The organism is Catellatospora tritici (assembly GCF_019083965.1).
In the GTDB taxonomy this organism is placed as follows: Bacteria; Actinomycetota; Actinomycetes; order Mycobacteriales; family Micromonosporaceae; genus Catellatospora; species Catellatospora tritici.
Genome location: NZ_JAHRCY010000014.1, coordinates 105097 through 121986 on the forward strand (window position 1 = coordinate 105097; position 16890 = coordinate 121986).

Below are 16890 nucleotides of genomic sequence, written 5' to 3' on the forward strand. Positions count from 1 at the left end.
CTGGCGGGATCGCGCAAAAGCCGCATATTTCTTCGGCGTGTCGATCTTGTCGGACTGCCGACGCCTTGTGGGTGATCTTCCATGATTAGGCGCCACCACATCCGACTAATCGGACATATTCTCGCACGTAGCGTATTCGGCCCGTTTCACAGGGTGGCGCGCAGCGCCCAGAGGTCCGGATAGAACCTGAGATCAAGTCGTGACCTGAGATACGGCGCCCCCGCCGAGCCCCCGGTGCCCGGTTTGGTGCCTATCTGCCGTTCTGCCATGAGCACGTGCCGCGCCCGCCACAGCGCCCACGCCTGATCGTGCGCGAGCAGCGCCTCGGCGACGTCCCACAGCGCCCCATAGCGCCCCCGATCGTGGGCGACGGCCGCCAGCGAGGCAAGTCGCCGCTCCGGTGTGTCCACCGCGAAACCGTGCGCGGCCAGCAGTGACAGGAAGCCGTCCCACAGACTCGGCTCAGCCAACCGGGCGCGCAGCCGTCGCCGCTCCACGGGATCCAGGTCGCGCAGCCGCTCCACGAAGCCGGGGTCCTTCAGCCCGGACAGGAACTCGATCTCCCGGAACTGGACCGACTGGAAGCCCGAGGCAGGTGCGAGGTTTGTCCGGAACGTCAGGAAGTCCTGCGGGGTCATCGTGTCGATCACGTCGACCTGCTGCATCAGCAACCGCTCGATCACCTGGCAGCGTTCCAGCCGTACCCGGGGCACATAGGTCTCCCCCGCCAGCAGATGGTCGCGCGCGTCGGCCAACTCGTGCAGCAGCAGCTTGAACCACAGCTCGTACACCTGATGGATGGTGATGAACAGCAGCTCGTCGTGGGCCGGCGGGTCCGATTCGGGCTGCTGCTGGGCCAGCAGCTGCGGAATCCGCAGGTACCGCCCGTAGGTGAGTCGCCCGCCCTGCTCGCCGAAGCTGCGCTCGCCCTCGGCGACGGCCGCCCCGTCCTCGGGAGAGCCGGTGCGAGCGCGGGGATCGCCCACGTGCGGACCGGCCCGGTCACCTGACGGGTGGTAGGTCACCCATCAACCGTAACCTTCATCCGATTTGTCCGCATAGCACCACGCCGCACCCGCCCGGTGGGGCGGGTGCGGCGTATCGGCGCAGGTCAGGCGCGCGGGTTGTCGGTGTCCATGTGCGGGTACCGGTGGTCCTTCGGCGGCACGAAGGTCTCCTTGATGGTCCGCGGCGACATCCAGCGGACCAGGTTGTGCCAGGAGCCCGCCTTGTCGTTGGTGCCCGAGGCCCGGCCGCCGCCGAAGGGCTGCTGGCCCACCACGGCACCGGTCGGCTTGTCGTTGAGGTAGAAGTTGCCCGCCGCGAAGCGCAGCTCCTTGGCCATCCACTCCAGGGCCCGGCGGTCCTGGGCGAAGATCGCGCCGGTCAGCGCGTACGGCGCGACGCTCTCGGCCTGGCGGACCACGGCCTCGAAGTCGGCGTCGTCGAAGACGTGCACGGCCAGGATCGGCCCGAAGTACTCGGTGGTGAAGACCTCGTTGGCCGGGTCGTCGCAGACGATGACCGTCGGCGAGACGAAGAAGCCCTCGCTGTCGTCGACGGTGCCGCCGACCAGGATCTCGCAGGACTCCGACGCCCTGGCCTTCTCGATCGCCGCCGCGTGCCGCGCGAACGCGCGCCCGTCGATCACGGCGCCGCCGAAGTTGGCGAAGTCGTTCACGTCACCGTAGGTCAGCGACCGCGTGTCGGCCTCGAGCTGATCGCGCACGCCCGCCTCCCACAGCGAGCGCGGCACGTACGCCCGCGAGGCGGCCGAGCACTTCTGGCCCTGGTACTCGAAGGCGCCCCGCACCAGCGCGGTGACCAGCGCATCCGGGTCGGCCGACGGGTGCGCGATGACGAAGTCCTTGCCGCCGGTCTCACCCACGATGCGCGGGTACGACCGGTAGCCGGCGATGTTGTCGCCGATCTGCTTCCACAGGTGCTGGAAGACCTTGGTCGAGCCGGTGAAGTGGATGCCCGCCAGGTCCGGGTCGGCCAGGGCGACGTCGGAGACGGCCAGGCCGTCGCCGGTGACCATGTTGATCACGCCCGGAGGCAGGCCCGCCTCCTCGAACAGCCGCATGATGAAGTGCGCCGCGAACTGCTGGGTGTGCGCCGGCTTCCACAGCACGGTGTTGCCCATCAGCGCCGGGGTCGCCGGCAGGTTGCCCGCGATCGCGGTGAAGTTGAACGGGGTGATCGCGTAGACGAAGCCCTCCAGCGGGCGGTGGTCGAAGCGGTTCCACACCCCGGGCGAGGAGATCGGCTGCTCGGCCAGCAGCTTGCGGCCGAAGAGCACGTTGAAGCGCAGGAAGTCGATCAGCTCGCAGGCGGAGTCGATCTCGGCCTGCTGGACGGTCTTGGACTGACCGAGCATGGTGGCGCCGTTGAGGGTGTCCCGCCACGGTCCGGCGAGCAGGTCGGCCGCCTTGAGGAAGATCGCCGCCCGGTCGTCGAAGGACATATCACGCCAAAGAGGGGCGGCTTTTTTCGCGGCCGTCACCGCCGCCACCGCATCGGCGTTGGTGGCATTGTGGGTGACTCCCAGCACATGCGAGTGCTTGTGCGGCTGGACGACGTCGATCGCCTGGCCGCCACCCATGCGCTGCTGCCCGTCGATGGTCATCGTCAGGTCGACCCGGTCGGCGGCCAGCTCCTTCAACCGCTTGCTCAGGTTGGCCCGCTCCTTGGAGCCAGGGGCGTAGGTCCGCACCGGCTCGTTGTGCGGGTCGGGCACCAGGGATACGGCATCCATCGATGGCTCCTTCGATCGGAAGGGATGTCAACGTCGTTTGCATACTCGCATGCAAAGCACGCCCGTGACATCGGGCGAGCGCTGCCATGTGATCCGTTCCACGTGGCCGGGCCAGCCCTCCCGGTCCACGATACCCACCCTTCCGGCATGGCTAGGCTAGGTCGCCAGAGCACCCCGACCCCCTTCGCCTGCCGTCCCAGGCCCCCGCGACCAGGGCCCGCCGCGGCGGCGTGCACCACGGCCGCGACCGGCCCACCGCCGCCCGTCAGGAGACCACGATGACCGAGCCAGCGATCGCCACATCCGAGCCCGTCGACACCCCCGCCCCGGCACAGCGGCGGGGCACTCCGGCCACGCCCACCCCGGCCGTGCCGGTGGCACCCGCGCCGACCTGGCTCGCCTTCTCCGCGCTGGCCTGGCTACTGCTGTCGCTGCTGGTCAACCGGACCGCGTTCACGCCGGGCAGCACCGACTTCAACCTCGCCCTGGCCGCCGTCGCCCTGCCCGGCCTGGTCCAGGCCAGCCTGGTCGCGGGCGTGGCCGTCTCCCTGTTCACCACCGGCTGGCTCGACGCCCACGGCAAGGCCCCGTCCACCGGCGTACGCTTCGCCGCGGGCATCGGCGCGGGACTGTTCGCCGGCGCCGTGGCCACCTCCGCCGCGCTGCTGGTCTTCGGCGTCCCCGCCGGCGCGGGCGGCGTGCTCGCCCTCACCGTCGGCCTCGCGGGCGCCCTCGGCGGCGCGCTCGGTGCCTGGAGCAACCGCCCGCTGCTGCGCGCCGGGGTCATCGCCGCCCTGTCCGTCATGGTCCTGGCGTTCGTGGCGCACCGCTTCGCCGACCCGCTGCTGCGCCTGTTCGGCGACGACGGCACCCCCGCCGGGCGGTACGCCGCCAACGGCTGGGTCGCGTTCACCCTGTCCCTGGTCTCTGGCATCACCGCCGGGCTGCTGGCGTTCTGGCGGCTGCGGGCGCTGTCGCGCCAGGCCGGGCAGCCGCCCCGCTGGCCGGTCTACCTGCTCGCGGGCGGCGCGGCCGGGCTCATGCTGGCCATCGCCGAGCTGTTCACCCGCCTCGGCGCGCCGTGGCTGCTCAGCATGGCCAGCACGGACGTCACCGGCGACCAGCTGTTCGAGAACATGGCGGCCGACTCGCGGCTGAACACCTGCCTGGTCGTGTTCTTCGTCGGCGCCATCACGGCGATGGTGGCCTACGGCCGTACCCTGCCCAAGGTCACCGCCGACGCAAACTGACGGGGCGCCCGCCCCCACCTAGCATTGACGCTGGCCTATCTAGAGGACGGATTTTCCGTTCCAGTCCTCTAGATAGGCCAGCGTCGATTTAAAACGGGTGTGTCGGCCGGCGGGCGTGGCAGCGCGGTGGCTACCGGTCAGGAGGCCAGGAGGTCGGCCAGTTCCTCGGGGGCGTACCAGAGGAGGTCCAGATCCTCGGCCGAGTCCACGGTGAACTGGGCGTCCGGGTCGCCCCCGGCAGCCCGCTCGACCACCTCGGCGGCCGCCGCCACGACCGGCTCGGCCTCCGGCTCGTCCACGTGGAACGAGGCGATGGCGGACCGGCGGACCGCGTCACGCAGCCGCACCGTGCTGGTGCCGAGCTCGCGACCGTCGGCGGTCACCTGGTCGGCGGGCACGTCGACGGAGACCACCACGCGGCGGCGCGGGGCGCTCGGATCGTCGCGCAGCAGGCGCAGGGCGTCCTGGGCGGCCCGCAGGAAGGCGACGAACTCCAGCTCCTCCTCGTCGCCCTCGGCGTACCACTCGCGCAGTGCCGGGGTGACCGCGTGTGCCGCGACGGGTGGGCGGCCCAGCTCGCCCGACTCCTGCAGGGCCGCTACCAGCGGCACGGTCGCGGGCAGATAGACCCGTACGAATTCTGCCGCCACTCGGTCACCTCCGGCTCGTCCGACCTGTCGGGGACAGTCTCGCATGTCCGGCACCGGGCACACCGTCACCCGCCATCCGATGGCAAACTAAAGCAAGTTGAAGCATCAGACCCCTCAGGAGAACCCCGCCATGAATCAGCCGCAGCCGCGCTTCCTCACCCTGGAGCAGGTCGCCGAGGAGCTGAGCACGTCGGCGGCGCAGATCTACGCGCTGGTGCGCCGCGGCGAGCTGCCCGCCATCAGGCTCGGCGGCCGTGGTCAGTGGCGCGTGGAGCGCGCCCGGCTGGAGGAGTTCATCGGCAAGCTCTACGACGAGACGCAGCAGTACGTCAAGGACAACCCCCTGTCCGGCGGCGAGGACTGAGAGTTATCCACAGGCATTGACCGTGCCCCATCCGTAGCCACAGAATTTCAAACGGAGGCAAACTCAAGCAAACTCAAGATCTAGGTGGTGAACCCATGACGGTGCTAGCGTCGCCGCCCGCCATCGCGCCGGGCGCGGTCCGCATCCACCGCGCGCCGCTGCTCGACCCGCCGTTCGACGACGAACTGCGCCCCACCACCTACCGGCCGGTCCGGCCCGAGCCACGCGAGGTGATCCCGCCCGAGGCGATCGCCGGGGCCTCGCCCGAGTGCCACACCACCGCGCTGCGCTTCCTCAACCTGTGCCTGGAGCTGTTCAACGGCTTCCGCGCCCCCAGCCAGCTGCGCCCGCTGCTGCGCGTCACCGAGGCCAACGACGTGCTCGACGAGCTGAGCCGCGCGGTGCGCCGCCTGGCCAAGATGCGCCTGTCGCGGCGCAACGCCACCGCGCGCACTCCCGTCCGCCGCCGACAGCTGCGCACCTGCGAGCCCCGGCCCGGCGTCGCCGAGGTCGCCGCCGTGCTCAGCGACGGCCACAGCACCTGGTCGATCGCGTACCGGCTGGAGCGCGACGGCACCACCTGGCGCTGCACCGCCCTCACCGTCCTGCTCTGACCGGCTCCTCCAGCCACGACTCCCGGGGCGGACGCCTGCCCGCACGGCACCAGGCGGCGGCCGTTCCGGGTTCCACCACCACTGGAGGGGAGGAGTGCGGCGCGCACGGCAGGGGCAGTCGGGCGCCGCACAAAAACGGGAGGACCGCCATCCAGGCGGTCCTCCCGTTCGTCTTCAGCCCCAACCACCGACCCGCGATCGGCCGCCGACCGCATCGGTAAAGGAGCGTGACATCGCGCAGCGATGTAGCGACGCGCCGATGCGGTCGGCTTCAAAGGCCGATCGCCGCGCCCGCGAAGGCGGGCGCCGGCAGCACAGCCGATCGCCGCGCCCGCGGAGGCGGGCGCCAGCAGCAGAGCCGATCGCCGCGCCCGCGGAGGCGGGCGCCAGCTATTCGGCGGAGCCGTGGCAGCGCTTGTACTTTTTGCCGGAGCCGCAGGGGCAGGGCGAGTTGCGGGAGGCCGGCGCGGCCACCGCGCCACGGCCACCGCGCGGGGACGGGCGGCGGTCGCCGTTGTTGTTGTTGCCGATGCCCAGGGCCGGAGCCTGCTGCACCTGCGGCGCGCCGGCGCCGGCGGCACCGTCGATCGTCGGCGAGGTGTACTGCAGCCCACGGCTCTGCTGGCGCTGCAGACCACGGGCCTTGATCTCGACGTGGGACTCGGAGTCGGGCAGCGGCACGCCCTCCTGCTGCGGGGCGGGGGCGTGCTCGTGCTCGACCTGGACCTCCAGGTTGAACAGGAAGCCGACCGCCTCCTCCTTGATGCCCTCCATCATCTGGGCGAACATGTCGAAGCCCTCGCGCTGGTACTCGACCAGCGGGTCGCGCTGGGCGTACGCGCGCAGGCCGACACCCTCCTGCAGGTAGTCCATCTCGTACAGGTGCTCGCGCCACTTGCGGTCGATGACGGCCAGCAGCACCTGGCGCTCCAGCTCCCGGGTCGCCTCCGAGCCGAGCTGCTGCTCGCGGCGCTCGTACGCCTCGTGCGCGTCCTGCTTGAGCCGCTCACGCAGGAAGTCGGCGTCGAACGTGTTGCGCGTGCTGCCGCTCTCCTCCTCCAGCTCGTCGAGCGAGACGCCGACCGGGTAGAGCTGCTTGAGGTTGGTCCACAGCTGCTCGAGGTCCCAGTCGTCGGCGTACTCCTTGCCGGTGCCGACCGTGCCGCCCATGACGTACGCCGTCACGACGTCGTCGATCATGCTCTGGACCTGGTCGTTCAGGTCCTCGCCGTCGAGCACGCGCTTGCGCTCGGCGTAGATCACCTGACGCTGCTTGTTCATGACCTCGTCGTACTTGAGCACGTTCTTGCGGATCTCGGCGTTCTGGGCCTCGATCTGCGTCTGCGCGCTGCGGATCTGACGGGTCACCATCTTCGACTCGATCGGCACGTCCTCGGGGATGTTGAAGCGGTCCATGACCGCCTCCACCGCGCCGGAACGGAAGCGCCGCATCAGGTCGTCCTGCAGCGACAGGTAGAACCGCGACTCGCCCGGGTCGCCCTGACGGCCGGAACGGCCGCGCAGCTGGTTGTCGATACGGCGGGACTCGTGGCGTTCGGTGCCCAGCACGTACAGACCGCCCGCGGCCTGCACCTCCTCGGCCTCGGCCTTGCAGGCCTCCTCCCAGCCCGGGAGGATCTCCTCGTACGCCTTGTAGTAGTCGTCGCCGTGCTCCTCCTCGGTGAGCCCGCGCTGGCGCAGCTCCGCCGCGGCCAGGAACTCCGGGTTACCGCCGAGCAGGATGTCGGTACCACGACCGGCCATGTTGGTGGCGACCGTGACGCCTCCCTTGCGGCCGGCCTGCGCGACGATCTCCGCCTCGCGGGCGTGGTACTTGGCGTTGAGGACCGAGTGCGGGATGCCCTTGCGGCGCAGCAGCTGCGACAGGATCTCGGAGTTCTCCACCGACACCGTGCCGACCAGCACCGGCTGGCCGGTCGCGTGGCGCTCGGCGATGTCCTCGACCACGGCCTGGAACTTGGCCTTCTCGGTCTTGTAGATGACGTCCGACTTGTCCTGGCGGACCATCGCCCGGTGGGTCGGGATGCTCACCACGCCGACGTTGTAGACCTTGTTGAACTCGCCCGCCTCGGTCTGGGCGGTACCCGTCATGCCGGAGAGCTTCTCGTACATGCGGAAGTAGTTCTGCAGGGTGACCGTCGCGAGGGTCTGGTTCTCCTGCTTGATCTCGACGCCTTCCTTGGCCTCGATCGCCTGGTGCATGCCCTCGTTGTAACGACGGCCGTGCAGGATGCGACCGGTGAACTCGTCGACGATCAGGACCTCGCCCTCGGAGACGATGTAGTCCTTGTCGCGCTTGTAGAGCTCCTTGGCCTTGATGGCGTTGTTGAGGTAACCGACGAGCGGGGTGTTGACCGACTCGTACAGGTTGTCGATGCCCAGGCGGTCCTCGACGCGGGACACGCCGCGCTCGGTGACGGCGATGGTGCGCTTGGCCTCGTCCACCTCGTAGTCGCCGGAGCCGTCCTTGCCGCGCTCCAGCCGGGCGACGACCGCCGCGAACTCGCCGTACCACCGCTGCGACTGCTCGGCCGGGCCGGAGATGATCAGCGGCGTCCGCGCCTCGTCGATGAGGATCGAGTCCACCTCGTCGACGATCGCGAAGCCGTGGCCGCGCTGCACCATGTCGGCGGCGGACCAGGCCATGTTGTCGCGCAGGTAGTCGAAGCCGAACTCGTTGTTCGTGCCGTAGGTGATGTCGCACTCGTACGCCGCGCGGTGCTCGTTGGCGGGGCGGTTGGGCAGCACCACGCCGACGGTCAAGCCGAGGAACCGGTGCACCCGGCCCATCCACTCGGCGTCGCGCTGGGCCAGGTAGTCGTTCACGGTGATCACGTGGACGCCGTTGCCCGACAGCGCGTTGAGGTACGCCGGGAGCGTCGACACCAGGGTCTTGCCCTCACCGGTCTTCATCTCGGCGATGTTGCCGAAGTGCAGCGCGGCGCCGCCCATGATCTGGACGTCGTAGTGCCGCTTGTGCAGCACCCGCTTGGCCGCCTCCCGCACCGTGGCGAAAGCCTCCGGGAGCAGGTCGTCCAGGGTCTCCCCGTCGGCCAGACGCTCGCGGTACTGGTCGGTCAGCGCCCGCAGTTCGGCGTCGGTGAGGTCGGTGTAGTTCTCCTCGATGGAGTTCACGGCCTCAGCGATAGCCTTCAACCGACGAAGCATGCGCCCTTCGCCGGCACGCAGGATCTTCTCGAAAATCGACACGGGTGTTCAACGCTCCCTAGACAGTCTGCCGACCCATCGTAGGCGCATCGGACGCGGAATCGTCACCCCTGGGGGAGAGAGCCACCAAGATCGGACAAGAAGTCCCAAAGTTCCCGCACGTCATCGCCCTAGAACCAGCGTGCGCCCAGCGCCCCGGGTATGTCAGGGTTGCCGCCATGGCTTTCCGTTACGACGCGCCCCAGCCCGTGCTGCACACAGTCACCGAGGCGGGCGAGAAGATCACGTTGCGCCCCGCCGAGCTGAAGGACGCCGCAGGTGTCCTGGCCACCTGCACCGACCCGGAGACCCTGCGCTGGACCACCGTCCCGCTCGGCTACGACCACGAGATGGCGGCCGGTTTCGCCACCGAGTACGCGCCGGGCTGGTGGCAGCGCCACGAGGGCGCCTGCTGGGTCGTCGCCGACGCCGAGGACACCTACGTCGGGCAGCTCGACCTGCGCATCGGCAAGGACCCCGAGGTCGCCGATGTGGGCTTCGTCACCGCGCCGTACGCTCGCGGCCGCGGCTACATGACCGCCGCCCTGCGCGCCGCGGCCGAGTACGGGCTACGCGAGCTGGGCGTGGTGCGCGTCGAGTGGAAGGCGCACGTCGGCAACGAAGGCTCGCGCCGCGTGGCGGAGAAGGCGGGCTTCAGCTTCGAAGGGGTGCAGCGCAGCGGGTGCGCGCACCGCGGCGAGCGGCGTGACGCGTGGACCGCGGCGCTGGTGCGGGAGGACCTGGCATGAGTGAGGCGGTCGTCGACGGGGGCGCGGTGCGACTGCGCCCGTGGACCGACGCGGACATCGAGGACAGGGCGCGGGCCTGCGACGACCCGGAGATCGCGCGGTACCTGCCGGATCTGGCGTCGCCGCACACCACCGACGACGCCCGCCGGTGGATCGCCGAGGGTGCCCCGGCGACCTGGCAGGCGGGCGGCGCGGCCTGGGCGGTCGTCGACCCGGCCACCGACCGCCTGCTCGGCGGGGCGAGCATGCTGCCGGTCGGGCCGTCGCGCAACCACGCCGCGATCGGCTACTGGACGGCGCCGTGGGCGCGCCGTCAGGGGGTGGCCGTCGCGGCGGCCCGCGCGGTGGCGGACTGGGCCCTGCGCGAGCGCGGCTGCGTCCGCCTGGAGCTGCTCACCGCGGCCACCAACGCGGCCAGCCAGCGGGTGGCGCTGGCGGCGGGTTTCACCCGGGAGGGGGTACGGCGCGGCGCCGGGACCGACCGGTCGGGAGCGCAGACGGACCTGACCGCGTTCGTCCGGCTCGCCGCCGACTCCGGTGACCGGGTCGCCCCGGGCCTGCCCGACTTCCCCGGCGGGCAGCTGACCGACGGCCGGGTGGTGCTGCGGCGGCTGACCCTGGCCGACGCCGATGACGTGTACGCCCTGCAGAGCCTGCCCGAGGTCGCCAAGACCAACCTGGGCGGCCCGATCACCCCGGAGCACCTGCGCTACCGCTGTGAGCGGGCCGAGTCGGAGTGGCTGGCGGGCGCCCGCGCCGACTGCGCCATCCTCGACGCGGCCACCGGCGCGTTCGCGGGCGACATCGGCCTGTTCTACCAGGAACCCTTCACCCGCCAGGCGCTGATCGGCTACGGCCTGCGGCCGGAGTTCCGGGGCCGGGGCATGGCCACCAGCGCGGCGCGCCTGATCAGCGACTGGGCCCTGGAGCAGGCCGGGATCATCCGGGTGTGCGCGGGGACGTTCCCCTACAACGAGGCGTCGCGCAACGTGCTGCGGCGGGCCGGGTTCGAGCAGGAGGCCTACCTGAAGGCCAAGCTGCCGGGCCGCGACGGCGGGCGAATCGACGACATCCAGTTCGTACGGATCGCGGAGCAGTACCGCTGAGCAGGCAAAAGGACGGTGACCCGGCCCCCGGCGGTGCGAGACCACCGGGTGCCAGGTCACCGTTCCCAGAGGAGGGTGACCACGAGCAACGTCACCAGGCGAGGGTGAGCAGGCCGTAGTCGTAGGCCCGACGGCGGTAGACCACGCAGGGCCGGCCGCTGTCCTTGTCATGGAACAGGTAGAAGTCGTGCCCGACGAGCTCCATCTGGTAGAGCGCGTCGTCGATCGTCATCGGTTCGCCGGAGAACTCCTTCTCTCGCACGATGTGCCAGGGCTGCTCCTCGTCTTCCATCGTCGCGACGGAACCGGTACGGGACAGCGAAGCGGCGGCGAGGTCACCGGGGGGTTCGAAGAGAGGCAGTCCCGCGGTCGCGGCGGCGACGGAGATCGGCGCGCGGCGGCCGCGGTGCACCCGGCGGCGGTCGGCCGCCTTGCGCATCTGGCGGTCGAGACGTTCGATGGCCATGTCGAGTGCGCTGTAGAAGTCACCGGCGGCGCCGACGGCGCGGATAACGGGACCGCGGGTGACACAGGTGATCTCAACGTGCTGGCAGGAATCGGCTTGGCGCGGGTTGCGCTCGTGGATTAGCTCGACGTCGATTTCAATGATCTTCTGGTCGTAACGCTCGATCTTCTGCAGCTTGTCGGCCACGTGCACCTTGTAGTGCTCGGGCACTTCGACGTTACGACCCTTGACCTCGATGTCCACGCCTGACCTCCCACGGTCTGTCCGAAAAACTGGACACCCCGGCGATCTGCTCCGGGGCGCACTTACGTAAGCCCCTTCCGACGCTCGTGCCACCTCTTACAGTGGCCTCCATCAGGTGGTTGGCTTCTGACGCTAGCCGCTGGACAGCCTCTCGTCATCCCTTGTACCAAGACTGTTTTGACGAGATTCGCCCTTTCGGTACCACGCGTCACCGAGCCGTCACCGGCTGCCGATCAGGCCATTATGCGGAAGTTTCCGGCATATTTCTCGGTCAGGCACGGGTCCGGCGTGTCGCGGCGAGAGTGACGCATGCATCAACCCGTACCCCCGCATTCGCCAAACATGCCGCCGCGGCCGAAAGAGTCGCGCCCGTGGTGATGATGTCGTCGAGCAGCACCACCACCGACCCGGCGGCGGCCCGGCGCGCCGCGGCCAGCTGGCCCGGCGCCGTGGTGAACCCACCCAGCGCGGCCAGCGCCCGCTGCGCCGAGCTCAGCTGGGTAGAGTCGGCCTTGGGCAGGGCGCGCAGCGGCTGCGCCACCCCGACCCGGCGGCCCGCCTCGCGCAGCCGGGCGGCTGTGCCCCGCGACAGCAGCAGCATGTGGTCGCCATGGCGCGCCCGCGCCGCCGCGGCCGTGTCCGGCACGTGCAGCAGCAGCACCGGGGAGCTCGGCACCACGGCGGCGACCGCCTCGGCCAGCAGCGCGCCCAGCGGCCGGGCCAGCCGGTGCCGACCGCGTTCCTTGTACGCCAGCAGCAGCTCCCGCAGCCGCCCGTCGTAGTCGCCGAGGGTGACGCACTCGGGCAGGCCGTCCGGCGCGGGCTGCGGCCGGGTGGGCCGGGCCCGCAGGCCCTCCAGCTCGCGGGCGCAGCCTTCGCAGACCTCGAACCGCAGCGGCAGGCCCTCCTGCCCGCACCCGGCGCAGGCGGCGGGCAGCACCAGGTCGCTCAGCGCACCCCACAGGGCGGTCGCGGCGGCACCCGCCCGAGCACGGCGGACCCCCGGCGGCACGGCTCAGCCCTCGAAGCAGGCGGCGGAGACGGTCGGCGGCGTCGGCGGGCTGGGCGAGGCCGTGGGCGAGAGTGCCGAGGCCGAGGCCGAAGGTGTGGGCGTGGGCGACGACACCAGGAACTGGCTCAGTGGCTCAGGGTCGCGGATGGTGTTGCCGAACACCTGGTACGCCGAGCCGTCCATGTCGAGCAGCAGGTTCAGGCCCGGACCGGTGATCGGGTTGTCGACGTACGCGACCAGGTTCGAGATCTCGGTGTGCAGCCGGGCCGGGCTCAGCTTGTCCGAGCGCAGCACCCCGTCCACGGTGATCTCGAAGAGCAGCACCTCCTGGTCGGGGCTGAGCCCGGCGATGACCAGGTGGTCCTCCTTGGTGAAGGCCACCCCCTTCAGGTCGCTGAGCCCGGTCGGCACCAGTCTCGGCTGGCCGATCGAGAACGAGGTGACCCGGTTGGAATCGCGGATCAGCGTGGCCACGTACAGCTTTCCGCCGATGACCAGCGCCATCCGGCGGCCGTCGGGGGCCACCGACATCGCGGTGACCTTGCCGGGCAGTCGTTCGGCGTGCACGGGCGCGTGCCCGCCCTCGACGTCCACGGCATAGATCTCGCCGTTCACGATCACCAGGAGTTTGGACTTGCCACGGTCTAGCCAGGTCGGTGCCGACATGCTCTCGCCGTCAAGCCCGCTGTACAGGATCCGGTCGACCGCGCCGATCCACAGCTGGTGGTGGCCGTAGCGCTTGCGCACCAGCGCCACCGCCTCCGCCCGGCGCGACACCGCGGCGACGACAACGTTCTGGTTGACGTTGCCCAGCGCCAGCGGCGCGGTGGCCGGGCCCGAGCGCAGGCGGTGCAGGCTGCCGTCGACCACCGCGTAGCGGCGCGGCTCGTCCGCCAGCGTGCCCTCGAGCACCGCCGCGTTCTTCGACAGGTAGGCCGTGCTCGTGGTGACGGGCACGCCCTCGGTGCGCAACTGCAGGCCACGGTTGGAGCGGTCCGGCCGCAGGGTCCACCACAGCTGCGCGGCCAGGTTGTCCAGCGCGGTCGCGTCGGAGACGCTGGCGGTCAGGTTGACCGTCACGTTGTCGGCGCTCAACGTGATGTTGCCCCGCCGCGCGGTGCCCTCGGGCAGGCGCGCCACCGCCCGGTCCAGCCACGACGACGGCCCGTTGACCAGCCATTCCAGCAGTCGGTTGCCCTGCTGTTCCGGCGGCACCGCGCGCGGCAGGTAGCGCAGGTCGGGCACGAGCGTCGAGGCGTCCCCGCTGCTGAGGAAGTAGATGGGCCGCACGTCGTAGTATTTCGCCACCGCCGTGTCGATGAGCAGCAGGTCGTTGGGCGGCTTGGTGATGACCAACCCCGGCCCGGTCGCCGACTTCTCCACCTCGATGGTGTAGGTCTTCTGGGTCAGCCGGGGCGGCTCGATCCGCCCGTCCGGCGTCAGCACGCCGAGGTGCTGCACCGAGAAGTAGACGCCCTTGACGTCGGTGCGGGTCGGCTGCGTGGTGAGCCGGACGAGGTTCACCTCGGTGCCGGGACTCCACTCCTCGATCGCCGCGGGGCTGAGGTAGCTCTTGAGCACCTCCATCACCTGCGCGTGCGAAGCCTGCGTCCCGTGGTCGCCCGCCGACGCCTGGAGAAACTCCGTCACCAGCACGCTGGGCACCTCGGTGGGTGTGCGCTTGGGCGGAGTGGCCAGGGCGGCCGGCGCCACGCCGGGTCCGGCCGTGGGGCCCGGCCCATCGCGCACCACCTCGTCGCCGGGGCTGATGCCGCAGGCACCCAACGCCAGCGCGGCGCCGGCCCCGGAGAACAGGCCGAGCAGGCGGCGCCGGTCAAGCCCGGTCACGCCGCGGCTCCCTGCGGACGCGCCCGGTCCTGCGCACCGTCGCGCGGGGCGGGCAGCTCGGCGGGCACCAGCGGCAGCGGCGAGCCGACGAGGCGGCCGCCGGCGCGCACGGGCAGGGTCAGCCGGAACTGGGCGCCCCGGCCGGGCGCGCCCCAGGCCTCCAGCCAGCCGCCGTGCAGGCGGGCGTCCTCCAGGCTGATGGACAGCCCGAGGCCGGTGCCGCCGGTCTGCCTGGCCCGGGACGGGTCGGCCCGCCAGAACCGGTTGAACACCAGCTTCTCCTCCCCCGCCTTCAGCCCCACGCCGTGGTCGCGCACCGTGATCGCGACGGCCCGGTTGTCCACCCCCAGCGTCACCACCACCGGCTTGCCCTCGGCGTGGTCGACCGCGTTGCCGACCAGGTTGCGCAGGATGCGCTCCACCCGGCGACCGTCGATCTCCGCGATCACCGGCGGGTCGGGCGCGACCAGCTCCAGCGACACGTTCAGGCGCTCGGCGACCGGCTCCAGTCGCTCGGTCACCCGGCGCACCACGGTGACCAGGTCCGTCGGCTCGGCGTCAAGCATGGCGAACCCCGCGTCGAAGCGGCTGATCTCCAGCAGGTCGGTCAACAGCTCCTCGAACCGATCCAGCTCGCCCAGCAGCAGCTCGGCGCTGCGGGCCACGGCCGGTTCGAAGCTGTCGCGCTCGGAGTGGATCAGGTCGGCCGCCATCCGGACGGTGGTCAGCGGCGTACGCAGCTCGTGCGAGACGTCGGAGGTGAACCGCCGCTGCAGGCGCGACATCTCCTCCAGCCGGACGATCTGCCGCTGCAGGTTGGCCGCCATCTGGTTGAACGCGTCCGCCAGCAGGGCCAGCTCGTCCTCGCCCTTGACGGCCATCCGCTGGTCGAGCAGGCCTGCCGACAGGCGCTGGGCGGTCCGGGCGGCGACGCGCACCGGGCTGACCGTCGCCCGGGTGACCAGCGCCGTCACGACCCCCAGCAGGAGGACCAGCGCCGCGCCGATGTAGTTGATGGTCGACCGGATGTCCTCGGCGATGGCCATCTGGCTGTCGACGGGGAAGAGGTAGTAGAGCTGCACCGAACCGTGCTTCCAGCGGGTCGGGACGGGCGAGCCGTACACGAGGTAGGTGCCCTGGCCCTCGTCGCCGCCTAGGTCGGCGGTGACGTACTGATGGCTGGACCCGCCCGCCATCACGTCGTCCTCCAGGGCCTTGGTGATGGCCTTGCCGACGTCGTGACCCTGCGGCCACACCAGGCCCTCGCTGGGCAGCGTCCGCGCGGGCTCGTCCTTGAACCGCATCGCCACCACCACGCCGCTGGCGTCCGAGCGCTGCCCGGCCAGGGAGCTGAGCAGCAGCGTGATGTCTTGGGTGATCTTGGGGTCCTCGGCGGTGAGCATGATGTTCATCTGCTCGGTCGCGTCGACGACGCCGTTGTCGAACCGCTGCTTGGCCTCCTGCCCGACACCGCCCAGCAGCGCGTCGGTGCTGCGCTTGGCGACCAGGTAGCCGAACCCGCCGACCAGCACGCTGGAGGACAGCAGGGTGATGGTGACCATGCGCAGCTGCAGCGAGCGGCGCCAGGTGCGCCGACCCTGCCGCAGCACGGGCGCGACCTTGCGTGCCGCCGGGCGCAGCGCGGGCACCCGGGCGGCCCGGCGGACCAGGCGGCCGAGCCCGGTCGCCAGCCGGGCGGCCCGCGAGGCGGACGCGCCGGAGCGGCCGTCGTCGTCGCCCTCGGCGGCGCTGGACAGCAGGTCGGGGCGGGGGGCGGGGGTGGTCACAGCGTGGGCAAGACTAGCTGGTCCCGGCCTTGTAGCCCACCCCGCGAACCGTCAAGATGATCTCTGGACGCTCCGGGTCCGGCTCGATCTTGGCGCGCAGCCGCTGCACGTGCACGTTCACCAGTCGGGTGTCGGCCGAGTGCCGGTAACCCCAGACCTGCTCCAGCAGCACCTCGCGGGTGAACACCTGGCGCGGCTTGCGGGCCAGCGCCACCAGCAGGTCGAACTCCAGCGGCGTCAGCTTCACCTCGTCGCCGTTGCGGGTCACCGTGTGCGCGGGCACGTCGATGACGATCTGGTTGTTCGGCGGCCCGATGGTCAGCAGCTCGGGCGTGACGTCCTCACCCCGGCGCAGCCGCGCCCGCACCCGGGCGACCAGCTCCTTGGGCTTGAACGGCTTGACCACGTAGTCGTCGGCGCCGGACTCCAGCCCGAGCACCACGTCGACGGTGTCGCTCTTGGCGGTCAGCATCACGATCGGCACCCCGGACTCGGCGCGGATCGCGCGGCACACGTCCAGGCCGCTCATCCCCGGCAGCATCAGGTCCAGCAGCACCACGTCCGGGCGCGCCTCGCGGAACGCCGCCAGCGCGCGCTCACCGTCGGCGACGAACGCCGGGACGAACCCCTCGCTGCGCAGCACGATGCCGAGCATCTCCGCCAGGGCGGGATCGTCGTCCACAACCAGGACTCGGGCCCTCATCCATTTGCTCCAGGCAGCATCAGCTCGTTCATGTCGTCCAATATTCCATCCCATCCCGCAAGACACGAACCGCCTTCGCGGATCTCGTCCGATCGGCCAGGGTGGGGACCCC

The 16890-nt window shown here is 71.0% G+C and carries 14 protein-coding genes; 5 read left to right on the plus strand and 9 right to left on the minus strand.

What is annotated here, in order from left to right; all coding sequences use genetic code 11:
• Positions 1–146 precede the first annotated feature (146 nt).
• Both KUA19_RS44675 and pruA read right to left on the minus strand, forming a co-directional pair.
• The gene (locus tag KUA19_RS44675) at positions 147–1025 is read right to left on the minus strand and encodes a tryptophan 2,3-dioxygenase (RefSeq protein WP_308167337.1); all 879 of its coding nucleotides are present in this window, start codon (positions 1023–1025) and stop codon (positions 147–149) included.
• A gap of 86 nt (positions 1026–1111) precedes the next feature.
• Positions 1112–2758, minus strand: a complete 1647-nt coding sequence (gene pruA, locus KUA19_RS28265; protein WP_217394898.1) for an L-glutamate gamma-semialdehyde dehydrogenase — start codon at positions 2756–2758, stop codon at positions 1112–1114.
• Between the two features lie 278 nt (positions 2759–3036).
• On the opposite strand from pruA, the gene KUA19_RS28270 reads away from it, so the two are divergent.
• Positions 3037–4008: a hypothetical protein gene (locus tag KUA19_RS28270; protein WP_217394899.1), complete on the plus strand. Its 972-nt coding sequence runs from the start codon at positions 3037–3039 to the stop codon at positions 4006–4008.
• A 137-nt stretch (positions 4009–4145) separates the two neighbouring features.
• Here KUA19_RS28270 and KUA19_RS28275 read toward each other — a convergent pair whose 3' ends face one another.
• Complete coding sequence (locus KUA19_RS28275; protein ID WP_217394900.1) at positions 4146–4658, minus strand: DUF6912 family protein; 513 nt, start codon at positions 4656–4658, stop codon at positions 4146–4148.
• A 130-nt stretch (positions 4659–4788) separates the two neighbouring features.
• On the opposite strand from KUA19_RS28275, the gene KUA19_RS28280 reads away from it, so the two are divergent.
• Together KUA19_RS28280 and KUA19_RS28285 are read left to right on the plus strand one after the other, a co-directional pair.
• Positions 4789–5022 (plus strand): helix-turn-helix transcriptional regulator, encoded by a 234-nt coding sequence (locus tag KUA19_RS28280; protein WP_217394901.1) that lies wholly within the window; start codon positions 4789–4791, stop codon positions 5020–5022.
• Positions 5023–5117: 95 nt separating this feature from the next.
• Positions 5118–5636, plus strand: a complete 519-nt coding sequence (locus tag KUA19_RS28285) for an Rv3235 family protein (protein ID WP_217394902.1) — start codon at positions 5118–5120, stop codon at positions 5634–5636.
• Positions 5637–6026: 390 nt separating this feature from the next.
• Here the strand turns inward: KUA19_RS28285 and secA are convergent, their stop codons facing one another.
• Positions 6027–8867 (minus strand): preprotein translocase subunit SecA, encoded by a 2841-nt coding sequence (secA, locus tag KUA19_RS28290; RefSeq protein ID WP_217394903.1) that lies wholly within the window; start codon positions 8865–8867, stop codon positions 6027–6029.
• A gap of 176 nt (positions 8868–9043) precedes the next feature.
• Here secA and KUA19_RS28295 point away from each other — a divergent pair, with 176 nt between their 5' ends.
• Both KUA19_RS28295 and KUA19_RS28300 read left to right on the plus strand, forming a co-directional pair.
• A complete protein-coding gene (locus KUA19_RS28295; RefSeq protein ID WP_217394904.1) occupies positions 9044–9613 on the plus strand; it encodes a GNAT family N-acetyltransferase in 570 nt (189 codons plus the stop codon).
• Positions 9610–10719 carry a GNAT family N-acetyltransferase gene (locus KUA19_RS28300; protein ID WP_217394905.1) on the plus strand — a complete coding sequence of 370 codons (1110 nt, stop codon included), beginning with the start codon at positions 9610–9612 and terminating at the stop codon, positions 10717–10719. The genes KUA19_RS28295 and KUA19_RS28300 overlap by 4 nt, the downstream gene beginning before the upstream one ends.
• 91 nt (positions 10720–10810) lie before the next feature.
• On the opposite strand, the gene hpf is transcribed toward KUA19_RS28300, so the two are convergent.
• The 5 genes from hpf to mtrA form a co-directional block, all read right to left on the minus strand.
• Positions 10811–11428, minus strand: coding sequence for a ribosome hibernation-promoting factor, HPF/YfiA family (hpf, locus tag KUA19_RS28305; RefSeq protein WP_217394906.1), 618 nt, complete (start codon positions 11426–11428; stop codon positions 10811–10813).
• Positions 11429–11699: 271 nt separating this feature from the next.
• Positions 11700–12440, minus strand: coding sequence for a ComF family protein (locus tag KUA19_RS28310; RefSeq protein ID WP_308167338.1), 741 nt, complete (start codon positions 12438–12440; stop codon positions 11700–11702).
• A gap of 3 nt (positions 12441–12443) precedes the next feature.
• Positions 12444–14288, minus strand: coding sequence for an LpqB family beta-propeller domain-containing protein (locus KUA19_RS28315; protein WP_217394907.1), 1845 nt, complete (start codon positions 14286–14288; stop codon positions 12444–12446).
• On the minus strand, positions 14285–15850 hold the full coding sequence (mtrB, locus tag KUA19_RS28320) for an MtrAB system histidine kinase MtrB (protein WP_217395341.1): 1566 nt from the start codon (positions 15848–15850) through the stop codon (positions 14285–14287). The genes KUA19_RS28315 and mtrB overlap by 4 nt, the downstream gene beginning before the upstream one ends.
• A 238-nt stretch (positions 15851–16088) precedes the next feature.
• The gene (gene mtrA, locus KUA19_RS28325) at positions 16089–16778 is read right to left on the minus strand and encodes an MtrAB system response regulator MtrA (RefSeq protein WP_217394908.1); all 690 of its coding nucleotides are present in this window, start codon (positions 16776–16778) and stop codon (positions 16089–16091) included.
• Positions 16779–16890 lie beyond the last annotated feature (112 nt).